Source organism: Vibrio sp. S234-5, assembly GCF_000960595.1.
Classification (GTDB): Bacteria; Pseudomonadota; Gammaproteobacteria; order Enterobacterales; family Vibrionaceae; genus Vibrio.
In genome coordinates this window covers 103,834-121,398 of the sequence record NZ_JZAM01000209.1, presented here as the reverse complement: position 1 = coordinate 121,398, position 17,565 = coordinate 103,834, and the positions used below count along the sequence as shown (strand labels likewise).

The following is a 17,565-nucleotide window of genomic DNA, read 5'->3' as shown; positions in this document are numbered from 1 at the left end:
TGTTATAACATAACATTTTCGTCTTTCAACTGTTTTGTAAATCATTATCATTGACCTAATGGAGAAAAGTGTGGAGAGAGTGGCGGTAAACATAACGCTAAATAGGGTGCTAATCGGTGTCATGCTGGCGACGAGTGGCGCCGTTCAGGCCAGTAGTTTAGACATCGGTGTCGTGCTGGATGGGGCATATCAAAGCGAGGCTCGAAAGTGGGGAAGTCGTGACAGAGGCTTTGGGCTTGGCCACTCGGAACTCATGTTAAGCAGCAACATCGATCATCACTTTAAAGGCCAACTGGTGACGGTGTTAGCCAGTCATGACGGTGAAACGGAATTAGAGCTTGAAGAAGCATGGGTCGAAACGCTCAGTTTACCGCAAGGGTTGAAACTGAAAGCGGGTCGAATGCTCTCGAATATTGGTTATCTCAATAGCAAACACATGCACGAAGATGCGTTTGTTGAGCGACCCGCCGTGTATCGAGCACTGTTGGGGGGACACTATTTCGATGACGGTATGCAACTGAGTTGGTTACTACCGACAGATTTGTTTGTGCAAACGAATGTAGAACTGCTCAGTGGGAAACCTATTGATGCGGGTTATGACGAACCCGCGGCGATAGGGGTGTACACCGCCAATCTTCAACTCGGCGGGGATATTGGCGTTGAGCACAGTTGGCGCTGGGGGATAAGTGCCCTTTACAATGCGAATGGTCGTCAATTTTCAGCTGCACATGATCATGCGCACGAAGAAGGAGAGGAGCACGATCACGCAGGGCATTCGCACGGGCCATCATTTACCGGGCGTAATCTCTATGGATCGGATTTCACTTGGAAATGGGCACCTGAGGGCAATTATCGTCAAAGCAACCTGAGAATGACCAGTGAATATTGGTATTTAGACAACCGCTTTGATGCGCAACTGGCCACAGCAGCAGGGGCCGAGCAGAATGCTTATGGTTGGTATAGTGAAGTCGCCTATCAGTTTGATCCGAGTTGGACCTTAAGCACTCGATATGGCGAGATGCGAACGGTTGACGGTGATGTGCATGCTCATGGTGATCACTTCCACGGAGAGTTCTCCCGCGCAGAGGTTAAAGAGTGGGATCTGGCGTTGGATTGGCACGCATCCCATTTTGGCCGCGTGCGTGGGCAAGTGACTTATGAGAAACAAGTGCACAGCGATGAGGTGTTGTTTAGTATGCAATATGTGATGTCATTTGGAGCGCACCATGCACATGCGTTTTAAATGGCTAGGTCTGTTACTCGCTTTGGTAAGCCTGCCGAGTGCCGCGAGCCTCAATGTGTTTGTTTGTCAGCCGGATTGGGCTGATTTGGTGCTCAAACATGCCCCGCAGGCGCACATTTATTCCGCAACCACCGCAATGCAAGATCCCCATTATGTTCAAGCAAGACCGTCGTTGATTGCGAAAATGCGCAGTGCCGATCTGGTAGTGTGCTCTGGGGCGGAACTGGAGATCGGCTGGTTGCCCGAATTACAGAGACAGAGCCGAAATGCCAAGGTGCAAAGCGGTCAAGCTGGATTGTTTTGGGTGAGTGATTACGTGGCCTTGTTGGATGAGCATGAGCATGTCGATCGTTCGATGGGCGATGTTCACGCGCACGGCAATCCTCATGTGCAATTTGCCGTCGCCGATATGGAGAATGTGTCACGTGCGTTAGTGGAGCGTTTAGTGCGCATCGATCCGAAAAATCAAGCGCTTTATAAAGGAATGGGGGTACGGTTTCGCGCCGATTGGCAAAAGCGCCTTGAGGTTTGGCGTGAAAAAGCCAAGCGGCTGCAAGATATAAAAGTAGTGGGATACCATCAGACACATCGTTATCTGTTTGCTTGGTTAGGCGTCGAGCAAGTAGCCGATTTGGAGCCCAAACCAGGCTTACCACCCACGTTGTCGCATCTTCATCAGCTTAGTCAGCTCGATTTAAGTCAAGCCGACGCTATCGTCTACTCAAGTCATCAACCCGTCGACGCCGCGAACTGGTTAGCCGAGCGCAGCCATTTGCCCGTCCTCCAGCTGGCGCAAAGTGTTGGTGGTCGAAAAAACACCCACACGTTAGCCGAGCTGATAGACGATAGCATAGAGCAATTGCTTAGTCTGAGAGCGGTGCCATGAGCTATTATGCTTGGCTACTCGCGCCAGTTACCATTGGTGTATTGGCGCTTGTTTGTAACATCATTTTGGGCCGACAAGTTTTACAGCGCGGCGTGGTGTTTATTGATCTGGCGATGGCGCAGATATCGGCACTGGCAATGATCACGATTGAGCTTTACGCGGGCTTTGAGTCCAATCTGCTCAGCAAAGTGTTGGCTTCCTATCTGCTTACCTTACCTGCTGCTGGAGTGCTGATCTTTATCGAGCGGCGAGCGATAGCGCATTTGGAAGCCTTGATTGGCTTACTGTATGTGATTGCAGCTTGCCTAGCGGTAAATGTGGTTAGCGTTCAAGCGCATGGCAAGGAACTGATCGACTCGCTACTCAACGGACGCCTTTTATGGGCTGATGGTCGAGATATTGGATGTGTTGCCTTAGTCACCTTGATTTTGCTTTGGATCCAATCTCAGCGCCGCCGCTGGCTTACAGGGCCTGCCTTTTACATCTTGTTTGCCTTGGCCGTTCCGCCCTTAGTGATCAACTTAGGGGTTTATCTTGAATTTGCCGCCCTAATTATGCCCGCCTTGTTTGCGCTATTGTTCAAACCTCGACGATATTGGTGGGCTTCACTGGGGCTTGGGTTACTTGGCGGCGGCGGCGGTTTCTTGCTCTCTTTGTATTGGGATTACCCCGTCGGGCCAAGTGTCGTTATCACCATGGCTGTGTTTGCGATGGTTGGCGTGGCGTTGCGCCAGATAAGTCTTTGTCTATCGGTTCGAACAGAATCAACCAGCCCGTGATAAGTACGGCCTCTTGGGCGACGCCAAACCGTGCTTTTATGTGCTCTTTTCGTAGGAGACTTAAAAAAAAACGCACATTTTTCGTATTTCCCCTTGAAAAGGACTTTGGTGCCCTTATTTAAGGGGCATACGAGAAACAAACATACCAGTTTTTGTTTGTGAGCGGGGGTTGAAACCCGATTCTCCATCCCCACATTATGGGTATAGCAAAACGAACATCGAATTTATTTGGAGATAGCCAGATGGGTAAAATCATTGGTATTGACTTAGGTACTACTAACTCTTGTGTTGCTGTATTAGACGGCGACAAGCCACGCGTAATTGAAAACGCAGAAGGTGAGCGTACAACCCCTTCCGTTATTGCATACACCGATGGCGAGACTCTGGTTGGTCAACCTGCGAAACGTCAAGCAGTTACAAACCCAGAAAACACGCTATTTGCAATCAAGCGTCTGATTGGTCGTCGTTTTGAAGACGAAGAAGTTCAGCGCGACATCGAAATCATGCCTTACAAAATCGTTAAGGCTGACAACGGTGATGCTTGGGTTGAAGCAAAAGGCCAAAAAATGGCTGCGCCGCAAATTTCTGCAGAAGTTCTGAAGAAAATGAAGAAAACTGCAGAAGACTTCCTGGGTGAACCAGTAACAGGTGCGGTTATCACAGTTCCTGCTTACTTCAACGATGCGCAGCGCCAAGCAACTAAAGATGCAGGCCGTATCGCGGGTCTGGAAGTGAAACGTATCATCAACGAACCAACGGCAGCAGCACTAGCCTACGGCCTAGACAAGCAAGGCGGCGACCGTACTATCGCGGTTTACGACCTAGGTGGCGGTACGTTTGATATCTCAATCATCGAAATCGATGAAGTGGAAGGCGAGAAAACCTTCGAAGTTCTAGCAACCAACGGTGACACTCACCTTGGCGGTGAAGACTTTGATAACCGTCTGATCAACTACCTAGTGGCTGAATTCAAGAAAGAGCAAGGCATCGATCTGAAGAAAGATCCTCTCGCGATGCAACGTGTAAAAGAAGCGGCTGAAAAAGCGAAAATTGAGCTTTCCTCAACCACTCAAACCGACGTAAACCTACCGTACGTAACGGCGGATGCGACGGGACCTAAGCACATGAACATCAAGGTGACACGTGCGAAACTAGAATCGCTGGTTGAAGATCTTGTACAACGTTCACTTGAGCCACTAAAAGTTGCACTAGCAGACGCAGATCTATCGGTAGGTGACATTACAGACGTGATCCTTGTTGGTGGTCAAACACGTATGCCAATGGTTCAAGCGAAAGTAACAGAGTTCTTTGGTAAAGAACCTCGTCGCGATGTAAACCCAGATGAAGCGGTTGCGGTGGGTGCAGCTGTTCAAGGCGGCGTACTGGCTGGCGAAGTTAAAGACGTACTGCTACTAGACGTAACGCCACTGTCTCTCGGTATCGAAACCATGGGCGGCGTTATGACCAAGCTGGTTGAGAAGAACACCACTATCCCAACCAAAGCGAACCAAGTGTTCTCGACAGCAGAAGATAACCAAAGTGCGGTAACGATTCACGTGCTACAAGGTGAGCGTAAGCAAGCGATGTACAACAAATCGCTTGGTCAGTTTAACCTTGAGGGTATCAACGCTGCGCCACGCGGTATGCCACAAATCGAAGTTACTTTTGACCTCGATGCAGACGGCATCCTGCACGTATCAGCGAAAGATAAGCAAACGGGCAAAGAGCAGAAGATCACCATCCAAGCTTCTGGCGGTCTGAGCGATGCTGAAATTGAGAAAATGGTTCAAGAAGCAGAAGCAAACAAAGAAGCGGACAAGAAGTTCGAAGAGCTAGCGACTGCACGTAACCAAGCTGACCAGATCATTCACGGTACTCGTAAACAAGTGGAAGAAGCGGGTGAAGCCCTTCCAGCAGACGAGAAAGCGAAGATCGAAACGGCAATCGAAGAACTTGAGCAAGCTCGCAAAGGCGAAGATAAAGAAGCGATCGAAGCGAAAATCCAAGCACTGATGGCGGCGGCTCAAAAGCTGATGGAAATTGCTCAGCAGCAGGCTCAAGCACAACAAGGCTCAGCGGATGCTGGTGCTAAGTCTCAAGACGACGACGTTGTTGATGCTGAGTTTGAAGAAGTCAAAGACGACAAGAAATAATCTTGTTTAACCAGATGGCTAAGGCCATCTGGTACTTAACTTCCTGTTTGCGGGCGTTTGGGGTAACTCTTACGCCCGCAAGTTTGTACAAAATTGTGTGCTTATAGATAAAGGGTAGTCATCGTTTCGAACCTTTATCTATATCGATACAAACACCAGGCTTAGTGCCGTTTGCAGTAAATAATTGGTGACGAAGAACATGTCAAAACGTGATTTTTACGAAGTATTAGGCGTTGGCCGTGATGCCTCTGAACGCGACATCAAAAAGGCGTATAAGCGTCTGGCGATGAAATTCCATCCAGACCGTAACCAGGGTGACGATTCAGCGTCGGATAAGTTTAAAGAAGTAAAAGAAGCGTACGAGATTCTGACTGATCCGCAGAAGAAAGCGGCCTATGACCAATATGGTCATGCTGCCTTTGAGCAAGGTGGCGGCGGCTTCGGCGGCGGTGGTTTTGGCGGGGGCGGCGCGGATTTTGGCGACATCTTTGGCGACGTGTTTGGCGACATCTTTGGTGGTGGTCGCCGTGGTGGTGGTCCTCGTGCTCAACGTGGTGCCGACCTGCGTTATAATATGGAGTTGTCCCTAGAGGAAGCGGTGCGTGGCGTTTCAAAAGAGATCGAAGTGCCCACCTTGGTACACTGTGACTCGTGTGACGGTAGCGGTGCGAAGAAAGGCACCTCGGCAGAAACCTGTGGGACTTGTCATGGCCACGGCCAAGTGCAAATGCGTCAAGGCTTCTTTGCCGTGCAGCAAACCTGTCCTACCTGCCATGGTAAAGGCAAGATCATCAAAGACCCATGTAATGTTTGCCACGGCCAAGGTCGTAAGCATAAGAAGAAAACGCTCAATGTGAAAATTCCTGCCGGGGTCGACACAGGCGATCGTATTCGTCTCTCCGGCGAAGGCGAAGCGGGAGAAATGGGCGCTCCAGCAGGTGATTTGTACGTACAAGTTCATGTCAAAGAACACCATATCTTTGAACGTGATGGCAACAACCTTTACTGTGAAGTGCCAGTGAGCTTTGCGATGGCGGCATTGGGTGGCGAAGTCGAAGTGCCAACACTCGACGGTCGCGTGAGCTTAAAAGTGCCAAGCGAAACGCAAACAGGGCGTATGTTCCGCATGCGCGGCAAAGGCGTCAAAGGTGTTCGCGGCGGTGCCATCGGCGATCTGATCGTTAAGCTTGTGGTTGAAACGCCAATCAACCTCAGTGCTCGTCAAAAAGAACTTTTGAAAGAGTTTGAGGAATCTTGCGGCGGCGAAGCGGCGACTAAGCATAAGCCAAAATCGGAAGGTTTCTTTAACGGCGTGAAGAAGTTCTTTGACGATCTCACTAGCTAGTTCATAGCGCTTTCTAAGCTAAAAAAGCCCGTTTGGTGTTGCCAAACGGGCTTTTTACTTTCTTGCTACCAACACGCCGCTGGTTTCGCGGTGTTGGTGGAATCGAGCGTCATTTTCTTCACCGTTTCATTGGCTAGGCATGGGTCGTTGTTTTGACCTTTAGTGGTTTTTGCTGTCGCGGTAATGGTGTACGACATGGTTGCGGAACTGGCAACAGAAAACTCATATCGCTCCGCGATAGAGTCACAAATTATGCAATTGCCGCCGGAAATAATCTGCGACCATTGGTAACCACCGTTATAACTTCGTTCCAATTCTAACTGTATTTTAGCCATATCCGCTTTTGCCACCGTTCGATGCGACTCAATAACGTACTTGCTATAACTTGGATAGCTAATGGCGGCTAAGATGCCGACGACCACAACCACAATCATTATTTCGATCAATGTCATGCCTTTGTGTTGAACAGTGATTGGGTTACAAAAATTTCTTCGAATCATTTCCATACTTCTCTTCTAAGCTCTGCACTATTTTTGATAGCTGTTAGCATCTATGCAAGTTGATTCATTATTATCTCGCTGTTTGCAAAGGATTTTGGGAAATGCATCGCGGCTTTACACTCTTGGAGCTCTTAATTACGGTTGTGGTTTTAACTGTATTGTTACTTTTTGCATCACCTAATTTTTCAAAAGTGAGTCAGCAAACAAAAGCAGTTAACTTAGCCAATGAAATACATGGTTTTCTTATTCAAGCGAAATCAGAGGCAGTGCTTCGTAACCAAGATTTGTGGGTGCATATCGATGGACTTCCTGCATCGGATGGAAAATGGACCTTATCTCTCTCTACGGCTTCTTCCTCTTCAGCTGTAAGCAGTGCCAATACCTTGGCTGTCTTTGATGGTCGCCGATATCGCAATGTATGGGTTTCCAATACAGGTACACTCAATACTCTTGAGTTTGATCATGTGATGGGTAATCCCCTAGAAGCGGGCAATATCACGATTAAACTATCAGAAACGGATCAGAAACCGATTAAAGTCGTGGTCCATAACCGAGCTGGTCGTATCAAGCTCTGCACTGTAAGCGAGGCAATGTATGGCTTTGAAAAGTGTTAAGCAACTTGGAAGCTCGCTAGTTGAGTTTATGATCGCGGCATTACTAGGAGGAATGGCCCTGACTATTGTTGGCTCTGTTTTTCTCTCCAATCAAAAATCTGCTGCTCAACGCAGCAAAGAAATCATGCTTCTTCAGCAAATGAACAGCGTGATGCAGCAAATTAAAGAGGATATTCAGCGAGCGGGGTTCGATGGTATAGCAACAAACTCAATGATGCTTTCTGGTTCAACCACCGTACTTTACCAGCAATCAAATGCGATTGGTTATGTTTATCGGAAAACATCGAGTCAAACAAGTAATACTATCTATAGACTAAATAGTGGCATGTTGGAATATTGTCAAAATGACTCTTCGTTACCTATAAAAGTTGTATCCGCTGCTAAAGGTTGTTTCGATCTATTTGATCCTAAACAGATTAAAGTGACTCAGTTTGATATTAATAAAAAAGTATTGTTGGGTGATTCAGCAGAAAGTGCATTTGTTACTATTTCTATGAAGGCTCAATTAAAAAAAGACTCATCGGTTTCTCATGCGATGTCATTACAAGTTCAACAAAGGAATTGGCAATGATGCGTCAATATCAACAAGGGGTAGCAACATTATTAATCACATCGATATTGCTTTCGGTCGCTTTAGTGATCACTTTGGGCTCCTATAAAACGCTGTTTTACCAAATTAAGCGAGCACAAAATGAAGTCAAGTCAAGGCAAGATCACTGGCTTGCAGAGGGGGGATTGGAGTGTTTGTTTACCTATGTGAAAGAAGACGTATCGAGAATTGCATCTGTAATTCCTGACGATCACACTGAACTAGATGCTATTTGTAAAAATTCATTAAAACTCAAAAAATTATATGTATCAGATTTAGGTGGCTCAGCCTATAGAATTCACGCTAAAACGCAAAATGATTGGTCAAATTTAGAGAAAATCTTCTCTAGGTCTACAAGCACAGGAAAAGGGGCGATACAAACCACCTCAAGGCTCACTACTTTTGGGCAATTGAACGTAAAGCCAGATGCCAATGGAGCTCCCAATGCAGATGGTAAATATGAATGCGTGTCAATTACGTACAAATACAGCTATACCATCAAAGCTCCGTCATCGGAGAGCAAATATATAACTCAAGGAATAGACGAAAATGCTTTGTATGCAGGCTCTCCGGCTGGAGATTGTACTTCAAACACGACAACGAATGTTACTGTGGAAAAGGGAACATCAATTACAAAAACGGACAAACCAGAAACCTCTAATTCAAGCTTAAAAGATGATTTTGTCTACAATTCGGATGCGGATCCTTTTAATTCATTCTTTGGCTACAAAAAAACACCAGAAAATATTGCCAAAGTAAAATCATCCTTTCCTGAAGCGGGCAGAATAAATATTACCGATGCAAAGAATTGCAAAAAAGTTATTGAAGATGCGTTTAAGAATGTCGACCAAGTTTGGATAACAGGTAATTGTGCAATTAACGGAAATTTAGTCATTCAAGGTAGCCATGAGAAATATACCTTAGTCATTCAAGATGGGATTTTTATTAACACAGGCGCAACGACATTTGGAGGAACACTATTTCATTTAGTCGATAAAACAAAACCACAATTTATCCCAGAAAATTTGAAAAATTATTGGGATAGTCTGTTTGCTACATCCGACGGAGCCCCAACTGATTTTACAATTGGTAAACAATATACAGATTTAAACCAAACAGTCTATGTTGATGCTGGCTCTTTTTACGCAGTTGGTGGATATGGATTTGATAGTGATGGCTTAGGTGTTTCTATCGCAGGTTCAATGAATTTGATATTTGACTCAAGAAAAAGACCGACCTCTATTTCTAATAATATTCAATGGCAAGAAGGAAGCTGGAATGCACAATAAACAACGTGGCTTTAGTTTATTGGAAGTGATGATTTCTTTTGTGCTGATTGGTATTGGTGCTCTGGGTTTAGTCAAACTTCAGGTTTACATCGAACAAAAAGCCGACTACGCCATTCAGAGTATTGAGGCTCTTAACTTAGCCGAGCAAAAGTTAGAATGGTTCCGCACTCGTGGTGCAACTGCATCTTCGGCAATTACAGTGGCCAACTTTGCCGATGATATCGTGGCAGGCTCGGATGCGTCTCATCCTCCTTATACAGTGACTTGGAGCGTCCCCGCCACCGCTCTCTCTGGGGCATTGAAAACTATTCATATTCAAACCACTTGGACCGATCGCCTTGGTTATCCCCAGTCTGTTGAGCTCAAAACCATGATTTCCAAATACAGCGAGTTTGATACGCACTAAATTGCTTTTCGCTGCTTCCTGTCTTGGTTGCAGAAAAAAATAACCACAATGTATTAAAAATTGGTGCTTACTTTGTTGCATTTTCGCGGTTGGGGATGTTAGTGAATTGTTTTTGCTGATCGCATTTTTTGCAAAATATGTCTCCGAATATGGAAAAATTGACGGAATCTTGTGCTTTTGATTTGCGCTTTTAATAGAATATGACGTTGAAAAAAGGCGAAAACGATAAGTTATATTCGTCTGACACAGCAACATCATTGATTATGGAGTTACCATGAGTAACCAAGCAGTAAATCAAGCACCATCTCCGAAGCCGAGCGGAATGGATCGTTTTCTGAACTTTATCGAGCGGGCAGGGAACAAAATTCCAGATCCCGCTATCTTGTTCTTCTGGGCATTGATCATCACGTGGGCCGCATCTGCTCTGCTGTCGAATGTGACGTTTGACATTCCCAACCCACGCACCGGTGAAGCACTTGCGATCAACAACCTTTTGACTGGCGAATCTTTAGCAAGCTTTCTCGCAAACATGGTGAAAACTTTCACAGGCTTTGCGCCACTTGGCATTGTATTGGTGGCGATGCTGGGTGTCGGCGTTGCCGACTCTTCGGGCTTTATCACCACGGGCCTGAAGAAAATGCTCAACTTCACCCCAGCGAAACTGCTCACGCCGATGCTGATTCTGGTGGCGATTGTATCGCACACTGCGGCCGATGCGGGTTATGTGTTGGTGATTCCACTGGGCGGGATCATTTTCCACGCAGCGGGCCGCCACCCTCTGGCGGGTATTGCCGCGGCGTTTGCTGGCGTATCCGGCGGTTTCTCTGCCAACTTTATTCCTTCTGGTATCGATCCTCTGTTGGCTGGCTTTACTCAGACCGCTGCACAAGTGCTTGATCCTCAATACGTGGTTAATCCTCTGGCCAATATTTTCTTCACCGGCCTCTCCTCAGTCCTTATCGTCGCGATTGGCTGGTATGTGACCGAGAAAATCATTGAACCACGTTTGCAGAAAATGCCTGTAGACGTGGATGCCGAAGAAGCGCCTGATCTTGGTTCCTTCACTGACATCGAGTCGAAAGCTTTCCGTTACGCGGGCTGGGCGATGTTGGCTGGCATTGCACTTTTAGTAGTGGCGTTGCTGCCAGAAAACTCGGCACTGCGTTCTCCTGAAGGGGAAATCACCGCGTTTTCTGCGCCGATCATGAAATCGATTGTGCCACTGATCTTTATCCTGTTTATCATTCCAGGCTATGTATACGGCAAAGTGTCGGGCACATTTAAAACCAGCAATGACATCATCAAAGCGATGGCGGATACCATGTCGACTATGGGCGCTTATATCGTCATGTCATTCTTCTGCGCTCAGTTTCTTGCTGCGTTTGCACAATCCAATTTGGGTACCATGCTGGCGCTTTACGGCGCCGAAGGGCTTAAAGCGATGAACTTGCCCGGTGAAGCGACCATCGTTGGCATGATCTTGTTAACGGCTGCGGTTAACTTGCTGATCGGTTCAGCGTCTGCCAAATGGGCGTTGATCGGCCCGATTCTGGTGCCGATGCTGATGGCGGTAGGGATTTCTCCCGAGTTGTCTCAGGCGGCTTACCGCGTGGGCGACTCTGTATCGAACATCATTTCACCGTTGATGGTGTTCTTCCCGCTGGTGGTGGTGTACTGCCAGCGTTACGTGAAAGCGACGGGGATCGGCACGCTGGCGTCACTGATGATGCCATTCTCGATTGCGATGCTGATTGGCTGGACGTTGTTCTTGCTCGCTTACTGGGCGCTAGGCATTCCACTTGGTATTCAGGCGCCGTACACCTACAGCATGTAGATAAAAGAAAAGCCCGCGACAGCGGGCTTTTTCATATCGGTGCCGTTACTTGGTTTTGAGGTATTTCGCGTGAAACGCCAAATGATCGGCAATAAAGCTTTGGATAAAGAAGTAGCTGTGGTCATAGCCAGGATGCATTCTCAGCGTGATGTCAATATCCCTCTCTTTAGCGACGCTCATCAGTGTTTCCGGCTGGAGCTGCTCTTGCAGGAAGCTATCCGCTTCGCCCTGATCAATCAGAATGGGGGTGCGCACCAAGTGCGATTTAAACAGTTCGACCGCGTCGTAGTGTTCCCAGGCCGATTTGTCGTCGCCCAGATAATGGCGAAACGCTTTCTGACCCCATGGCACCGCCATCGGATGGCAGATTGGGCTGAAAGCAGAAATTGAGGTGTAGTGGTTCTGGTTTTTCGCACCAATGGTCAATGCGCCGTGGCCGCCCATACTGTGGCCAGAAATCGCCTTACGTGTGCTGACTGGAAAATGTGTTTCGATAAGTTTCGGTAATTCATCAACGATGTAGCTGTACATCTGATAGTTGGCTTTCCATGGCTCCTGTGTCGCATTGAGGTAGAAGCCTGCACCCAAGCCGAAATCGTACGCACCGTCGGGATCATCCGGTACGTGCTCGCCACGGGGGCTGGTGTCCGGCGCGACAATCGCAATACCCAGTTCGGCCGCTTTTTGAAACGCGGCGGCTTTTTGCATAAAGTTTTCATCGGTGCAGGTCAGCCCAGACAACCAGTACAATACAGGGACTGGCGTGCCTGCGGTGGCTTGAGGCGGCAGATAAATCGCAAAGCGCATGTCGCAGCTCAACACGTCCGAATGATGCTGATACTGCTTGTGCCAGCCATCAAACACTTTGGCCTGAGTAAGATTGGTTAAACTCATGGTGACTCCTTTGACGAGGTATTGCCTGCCCAAACAATGTTGCCGCTTTGCTGGCGGCAACATTCTATTATCCGGTCAGCGCCACCCGTCATTGCTGAGGGGGGCGATTATTTGAAATGGATCACCGAGCGAATGCTTTCACCCGAATGCATCAGCTCAAACGCTTGGTTGATCTCGTCGAGTGGCATGGTGTGAGTAATGAACTCCTGCAGACCAAATTCCCCCGCCAGATATTGCTCAACAATGCCCGGCAGTTGTGAACGGCCTTTCACGCCGCCAAATGCGCTGCCGCGCCATACTCGGCCAGTTACCAGTTGGAATGGGCGGGTAGAGATTTCCTGACCTGCGCCTGCAACACCAATGATGACGGATTCGCCCCAACCTTTGTGGCAGCATTCCAGCGCCTGACGCATTACGTTCACGTTGCCGATACATTCAAACGAGAAGTCGACGCCGCCATCAGTCATCTCGATGATGACGTCCTGAATCGGCTTATCAAATTTCTGTGGGTTGATGCAGTCGGTTGCACCCAGTTGTTTCGCCAGTTCGAATTTCTTCTCATTGATATCGATACCAATAATGCGGCTCGCGCCAACCATTCGAGCGCCGATGATCGCGGACAAGCCGATACCACCCAGACCAAAGATGGCAACGGTGTCGCCTTTTTTCACTTTAGCGGTGTTCATGACTGCGCCCATACCCGTGGTCACGCCACAACCCAGTAGACAGATCTCTTCCAGTGGTGCTTCTTTGTTGACTTTCGCTAACGAAATTTCTGGCAGCACGGTGTATTCAGAGAAGGTTGAACAGCCCATGTAGTGGAAAATGGGTTCGCCATCTTTGTAGAAACGCGTCGTGCCGTCTGGCATCAAGCCTTTGCCCTGAGTGGCACGCACAGCGCTACACAGGTTGGTTTTGCCTGATTTACAGAACTTACATTCGCCACATTCGGCGGTGTAGAGTGGAATGACGTGATCGCCCACTTCCACGCTGGTGACGCCTTCACCAACCATTTCAACGATACCACCGCCTTCATGGCCAAGGATCGCCGGGAATACGCCTTCAGGATCATCACCAGACAGGGTAAACGCGTCCGTGTGGCAAACGCCCGAAGCGACGATGCGCACCAGAACTTCGCCTTTACGTGGCAGCATAACGTCCACTTCTTCCATCTTCAGTGGCTGATTTGGGCCCCAGGCAACCGCGGCGCGAGATTTAATGAATTTGTCTTGAGACATGGAGTGATTCCTTTTCATACATTGCAATCGAGTGGGGGCGCGGCTAAACGCCCAGCCAAGATTGTCAGTATAGTCCTTTCATTTGGCGGTATAATTGGGTCAAAATGAGAATAACTTTTACGGTATTGTAATAATAAACAACGGATAAGGTGAAATGGCGAGTTGGGAAGGGGTCAGTGAATTTGTTGCCGTCGCAGAGACAGGCAGTTTTACTCAGGCAGCAAAACGCTTGGTGACCTCGGTGGCGAATGTCAGCCGAAGGATTGCGTTGCTGGAAGAGCGGCTGGGGGTCAAGTTGCTGCTGCGCACGACGCGCAAAGTCTCGCTCACCGAAGCCGGTCAGGTCTATTACCAGCAATGCCGTGCATTGTTGGAGGGGCTGGAGCAGGCTGAGCTGACTGTGACTCAGATGCAACAAACGCCGAGAGGTAAACTGAAAGTGACGGCGCCTGTTACCTACGGCGAACAGAAAATTGCGCCTTTGCTGAGCGATTTCTTGCTGCAGCATCCGAAGCTGGAGTTGGAATTAGTCCTGACAAACCAGAAACTGGATTTGATTGAGCAGGGCGTGGATGTTGCGGTGCGTCTTGGTCAGTTGGACGATTCCAGCTTTATTGCCCGTCGTCTGAGCAACCGCCATTTGTATGTCTGTGCGACGCCGGACTATCTTGCCCAATGTGGCACGCCGCACACTCTGTCTGAACTGACTAAACACAGTTGTCTGGTCGGAACATACGATCACTGGCGTTTCAAAGAAAATCAGCAGTCGCGCTCGATTCGTGTCAAAGGACGCCTCAGTTGCAGCAGCGGCGTCGTATTGCTGGATGCGGTGCTCAAAGGTATGGGGCTGGCGCAACTGCCGGATTATTACGTCGAAGAGCATCTGCTTTCGGGCCGTTTGGTCGAAGTGTTGCCAAGTTATCGTGATGATCGGGAAGGGGTCTGGGCGCTTTATCCGCAAAACCGCCATTTATCGTCGAAAGTACGTTTGCTGGTGGATTATCTGGCGCAGCATTTATCTGCACCAGCGATGTCGCTATAATTGCGCCCCCAACAGATGAGGTTTCCATGACTGATACAACCGCCACTTTTACCCCTGAAGATGAACATTTCATGCGCCGAGCGATGGAACTTGCCCAGCAGGCTGAAGCGGAAGGTGAAGTGCCCGTCGGTGCGTTGCTGGTCAAAGATGGCGAGATCATTGCGGAAGGATGGAACCGCTCCATAGGTGCCTGCGATGCCACTGCGCACGCCGAAATTCAGGTACTGCGCAAAGCGGGCGCGGCGCTGCATAACTATCGTCTGCTCGATACTACCTTGTATGTGACGCTTGAACCGTGTCCGATGTGTGCGGGCGCCTTGCTGCACAGCAGAGTTAAACGCATCGTTTATGGTGCGCCGGATCTCAAAGCCGGTGCGGCAGGTACGGTGATGGATCTGTTCAGCAGTCAGGCGGCGTATCACTATGCCACGGTGGAAAAGGGGTTGTTGGAAGAGGAATGCCGCCAGCAACTGCAGGCGTTTTTCCAACGTCGGCGCAAAGAGATCAAAGCGCAGAAAGACGCGGCAAAGCGCGATGCTGGGCAAGATAATGGCGTGGCTCACTAGTGAGAAGAGAGAAAAGCGGGCAAACATCTCACTGTGTAGATGTTTGCACAAAATTACGCGTGATTAACGAGATGAACGTAAATTCGGTTACGTTCGCTGATTTTTCTTTTAGTGTTGGCTAATTTACGTTTGCGGCGGTTAGCGGCAACGGTTTTATTCAGGCGTTTTGATTGGACACGACGTTTCAACATCACGACCTCCTGCTTACGACAAAAAATCCCCATCAGCTCTGCTTGTTCCCATCACTGGGAGTGAAGAAACGAAGCACTTAGGTTAATGGGAATGGTTGACTGAGAACTCAAGCGCAGCGGGCGCAAAAGCCGTCTCTACTGGCTACAAGGCGCGTTCAGTGACAACGCGCCAGTAAATAGCGAATGGGCGATTTTAGAGAAATCCTTCCCCAAAAATCAATCCACCGAGAGAAAAATCCTCGGCAGAAACTACTTTTCTGCCGAGACAGATGAGATCTCTGCCTCATCCGACGTCTCTGCTGCAACATCCGATATCTCATCGGGGGTGAGTAGCTCTTCGCCTTCAAGCGGTGGAATAACCAATATTTCCCCGTCATCATTGGCTGGTAAATAAGAGCGTTGTCCCACATGACCGATGATCGACTGATAGTAGCGGCGAATGTTTTCCACGTAATTTCTTGCCTCATCACCACGGGCAAAGCCGTAGCGGGTTTGGCTAAAATATTTCTTCTGCCTTAGCAGTGGCAATCTCTCTTTGACATCGCCCCAAGAGTCGGGGTTAGCGCCCTGTTTTTTAGTCAAACGGCGCGCGTCCATCATGTGACCAAAGCCAACATTGTAAGAAGCCAAGGCAAACCAAATTTTCTCATGCTGGGGAATCGACTCTGGCACTCGCGAGACAATACGACGCAGATACTCAACACCGCCTTTGATCGATTGTTCCGGATCGAGGCGATTTCTCACCCCAACGCTTTTCGCCGTAGGTAGGGTCAACATCATCATGCCGCGCACACCCGTTGGTGATTTAGCCAGCGGGTTCCAATGGGACTCTTGATAGGCCAATGCAGCGATCAAACGCCAGTCAAATTCCGCCGAATATTGCTCAAACAGCGGTGCCCATTTCGGTAAGCGGCTGTCGAGCGCACGAATAAAGGCACGCGTGTCGACATAATCAAAGGAGCCGATGTGGCCGATGTACTTTTCTTCCAGACGCGCCAGCTCCCCCGATTGGTTCACATCGCCAAAGAACTCGATCAACATGGCGTACAGCGACTCATCTGGCGAGCGGCGCACAAACCAAGAGACGGGCTGATCTTCCGTCAGCTCAAAAGCCAGAGCAAGGTCTGGATACAAACGCTGGGCAAGAGAGAGCTCAACCGAATCGGTCACGGTAAAACGCAGTTCACCTTGCGAAACCTTTTTCAGCAGATCGTTGGTGTCAGCGTTGGAGATCACTTGGAAGGCAAGCTCGGGGTAATCCTTCTGCAATCTTCTGAGCGTGGAAGCGTACTGAGATTGTTTAACCACTTGTAACGTAGCGGCAGCGGCGTCATTGATGCTGTCATCGTCTTGCGCTTCGCTGCTGGTGTTCTGTTGTTTTTCTGATTGGTAGCTAATGAGCTGCTCAAGATTGCGCGGGCGTAAATCGCCATTCTTGTACACCACTTGTTGGCTGACGTAGTAATACGCAGGTCCCGGGCGAAACTGGTTAACGGCATTTTTGCTTTGGCTCAATCCGGTCGCGATCAGGTCAATATCACCACGCTTGAGCATAGGAAATAGCTCGGCTTGGCGGTAAGCGGGTTTGATTTCCAAACGCACGCCGAGTTGATCAGCAAATTGACGGGCCAGTTCATAATCTAAACCGGCTTGACCATCGGGGCCGATGTAGTAAGAGAGCTGGTTATTGAGCGTTCCCACGCGCAGTACGCCACGTTGTTTGATCTGATCCAGCTCGCTGGCGGGTTTTGACTCTATCTGACAGGCAGAGAGTATCAGCACGGCGGCCGAGAGTAGAAGATAGTGGCGGATTCTGGCTAACGGGATCAAGCGCATTAACGATATTCTCAAGAAGCAATTGGTCCCTTTATATCAAAGCTCGCAGCACTGGCAAAGTAAAAGCCTGATTTCTCATCGCCGATGTTCAAGCGACAGAACATTTTGCCTGTATTGCCAGTTTGACAAAAAAAATGACGCAAACGGTTGCTTTTGCTGT

17 protein-coding genes are annotated in these 17,565 nt (G+C 48.7%); 12 read left to right on the top strand and 5 right to left on the bottom strand.

The features are described from left to right. The first annotated feature begins 121 nt into the window (after positions 1-121). The 5 genes from UF06_RS12300 (at position 122) to dnaJ (ending at position 6,406) form a co-directional block, all read left to right on the top strand. Complete coding sequence (locus tag UF06_RS12300; RefSeq protein WP_045570701.1) at positions 122-1,243, top strand: TonB-dependent receptor; 1,122 nt, start codon at positions 122-124, stop codon at positions 1,241-1,243. After that, the gene (locus UF06_RS12295) at positions 1,227-2,129 is read left to right on the top strand and encodes a zinc ABC transporter substrate-binding protein (protein WP_045570700.1); all 903 of its coding nucleotides are present in this window, start codon (positions 1,227-1,229) and stop codon (positions 2,127-2,129) included. Before UF06_RS12300 ends, UF06_RS12295 begins: the two co-directional genes overlap by 17 nt. Then, positions 2,126-2,908: a metal ABC transporter permease gene (locus UF06_RS12290; protein ID WP_045570699.1), complete on the top strand. Its 783-nt coding sequence runs from the start codon at positions 2,126-2,128 to the stop codon at positions 2,906-2,908. The genes UF06_RS12295 and UF06_RS12290 overlap by 4 nt, the downstream gene beginning before the upstream one ends. Before the next feature lie 242 nt (positions 2,909-3,150). Next, positions 3,151-5,061 (top strand): molecular chaperone DnaK, encoded by a 1,911-nt coding sequence (gene dnaK, locus UF06_RS12285; protein WP_045570698.1) that lies wholly within the window; start codon positions 3,151-3,153, stop codon positions 5,059-5,061. Between the two features lie 199 nt (positions 5,062-5,260). Then, positions 5,261-6,406 (top strand): molecular chaperone DnaJ, encoded by a 1,146-nt coding sequence (gene dnaJ / locus UF06_RS12280; RefSeq protein WP_045570697.1) that lies wholly within the window; start codon positions 5,261-5,263, stop codon positions 6,404-6,406. Between the two features lie 65 nt (positions 6,407-6,471). On the opposite strand, the gene UF06_RS12275 is transcribed toward dnaJ, so the two are convergent. Beyond that, on the bottom strand, positions 6,472-6,906 hold the full coding sequence (locus UF06_RS12275) for a type IV pilin protein (RefSeq protein WP_139046344.1): 435 nt from the start codon (positions 6,904-6,906) through the stop codon (positions 6,472-6,474). 101 nt (positions 6,907-7,007) lie between these two features. Here UF06_RS12275 and UF06_RS12270 point away from each other — a divergent pair, with 101 nt between their 5' ends. The 5 genes from UF06_RS12270 to UF06_RS12250 all read left to right on the top strand — a co-directional run bounded on the left by UF06_RS12270 (position 7,008) and on the right by UF06_RS12250 (position 11,638). After that, the gene (locus UF06_RS12270; RefSeq protein ID WP_045570695.1) at positions 7,008-7,520 is read left to right on the top strand and encodes a GspH/FimT family pseudopilin; all 513 of its coding nucleotides are present in this window, start codon (positions 7,008-7,010) and stop codon (positions 7,518-7,520) included. Beyond that, positions 7,501-8,091, top strand: coding sequence for a pilus assembly protein PilW (locus tag UF06_RS12265; RefSeq protein WP_045570694.1), 591 nt, complete (start codon positions 7,501-7,503; stop codon positions 8,089-8,091). Before UF06_RS12270 ends, UF06_RS12265 begins: the two co-directional genes overlap by 20 nt. Continuing rightward, the gene (locus UF06_RS12260; RefSeq protein ID WP_045570693.1) at positions 8,088-9,398 is read left to right on the top strand and encodes a hypothetical protein; all 1,311 of its coding nucleotides are present in this window, start codon (positions 8,088-8,090) and stop codon (positions 9,396-9,398) included. The genes UF06_RS12265 and UF06_RS12260 overlap by 4 nt, the downstream gene beginning before the upstream one ends. Continuing rightward, positions 9,388-9,804, top strand: a complete 417-nt coding sequence (locus UF06_RS12255) for a prepilin-type N-terminal cleavage/methylation domain-containing protein (protein ID WP_045570692.1) — start codon at positions 9,388-9,390, stop codon at positions 9,802-9,804. Before UF06_RS12260 ends, UF06_RS12255 begins: the two co-directional genes overlap by 11 nt. 274 nt (positions 9,805-10,078) lie before the next feature. Beyond that, a complete protein-coding gene (locus UF06_RS12250) occupies positions 10,079-11,638 on the top strand; it encodes an AbgT family transporter (protein ID WP_045570691.1) in 1,560 nt (519 codons plus the stop codon). A 45-nt stretch (positions 11,639-11,683) separates the two neighbouring features. On the opposite strand, the gene fghA is transcribed toward UF06_RS12250, so the two are convergent. Together fghA and UF06_RS12240 are read right to left on the bottom strand one after the other, a co-directional pair. Then, positions 11,684-12,532: an S-formylglutathione hydrolase gene (gene fghA, locus UF06_RS12245; protein ID WP_045570690.1), complete on the bottom strand. Its 849-nt coding sequence runs from the start codon at positions 12,530-12,532 to the stop codon at positions 11,684-11,686. Positions 12,533-12,639: 107 nt separating this feature from the next. Then, positions 12,640-13,770, bottom strand: coding sequence for an S-(hydroxymethyl)glutathione dehydrogenase/class III alcohol dehydrogenase (locus UF06_RS12240; protein ID WP_020328115.1), 1,131 nt, complete (start codon positions 13,768-13,770; stop codon positions 12,640-12,642). A 154-nt stretch (positions 13,771-13,924) separates the two neighbouring features. Between UF06_RS12240 and UF06_RS12235 the strand changes: the two genes are divergently transcribed. Beyond that, positions 13,925-14,812, top strand: coding sequence for a LysR substrate-binding domain-containing protein (locus UF06_RS12235; protein WP_045570689.1), 888 nt, complete (start codon positions 13,925-13,927; stop codon positions 14,810-14,812). A 26-nt stretch (positions 14,813-14,838) separates the two neighbouring features. Continuing rightward, the gene (gene tadA, locus UF06_RS12230; protein ID WP_045570688.1) at positions 14,839-15,378 is read left to right on the top strand and encodes a tRNA adenosine(34) deaminase TadA; all 540 of its coding nucleotides are present in this window, start codon (positions 14,839-14,841) and stop codon (positions 15,376-15,378) included. A 53-nt stretch (positions 15,379-15,431) separates the two neighbouring features. Here the strand turns inward: tadA and UF06_RS26115 are convergent, their stop codons facing one another. Both UF06_RS26115 and mltF read right to left on the bottom strand, forming a co-directional pair. Then, positions 15,432-15,569: a hypothetical protein gene (locus UF06_RS26115; RefSeq protein WP_139046343.1), complete on the bottom strand. Its 138-nt coding sequence runs from the start codon at positions 15,567-15,569 to the stop codon at positions 15,432-15,434. A 249-nt stretch (positions 15,570-15,818) separates the two neighbouring features. Continuing rightward, the gene (mltF, locus tag UF06_RS12225) at positions 15,819-17,405 is read right to left on the bottom strand and encodes a membrane-bound lytic murein transglycosylase MltF (protein ID WP_045570687.1); all 1,587 of its coding nucleotides are present in this window, start codon (positions 17,403-17,405) and stop codon (positions 15,819-15,821) included. Positions 17,406-17,565: the final 160 nt, after the last annotated feature.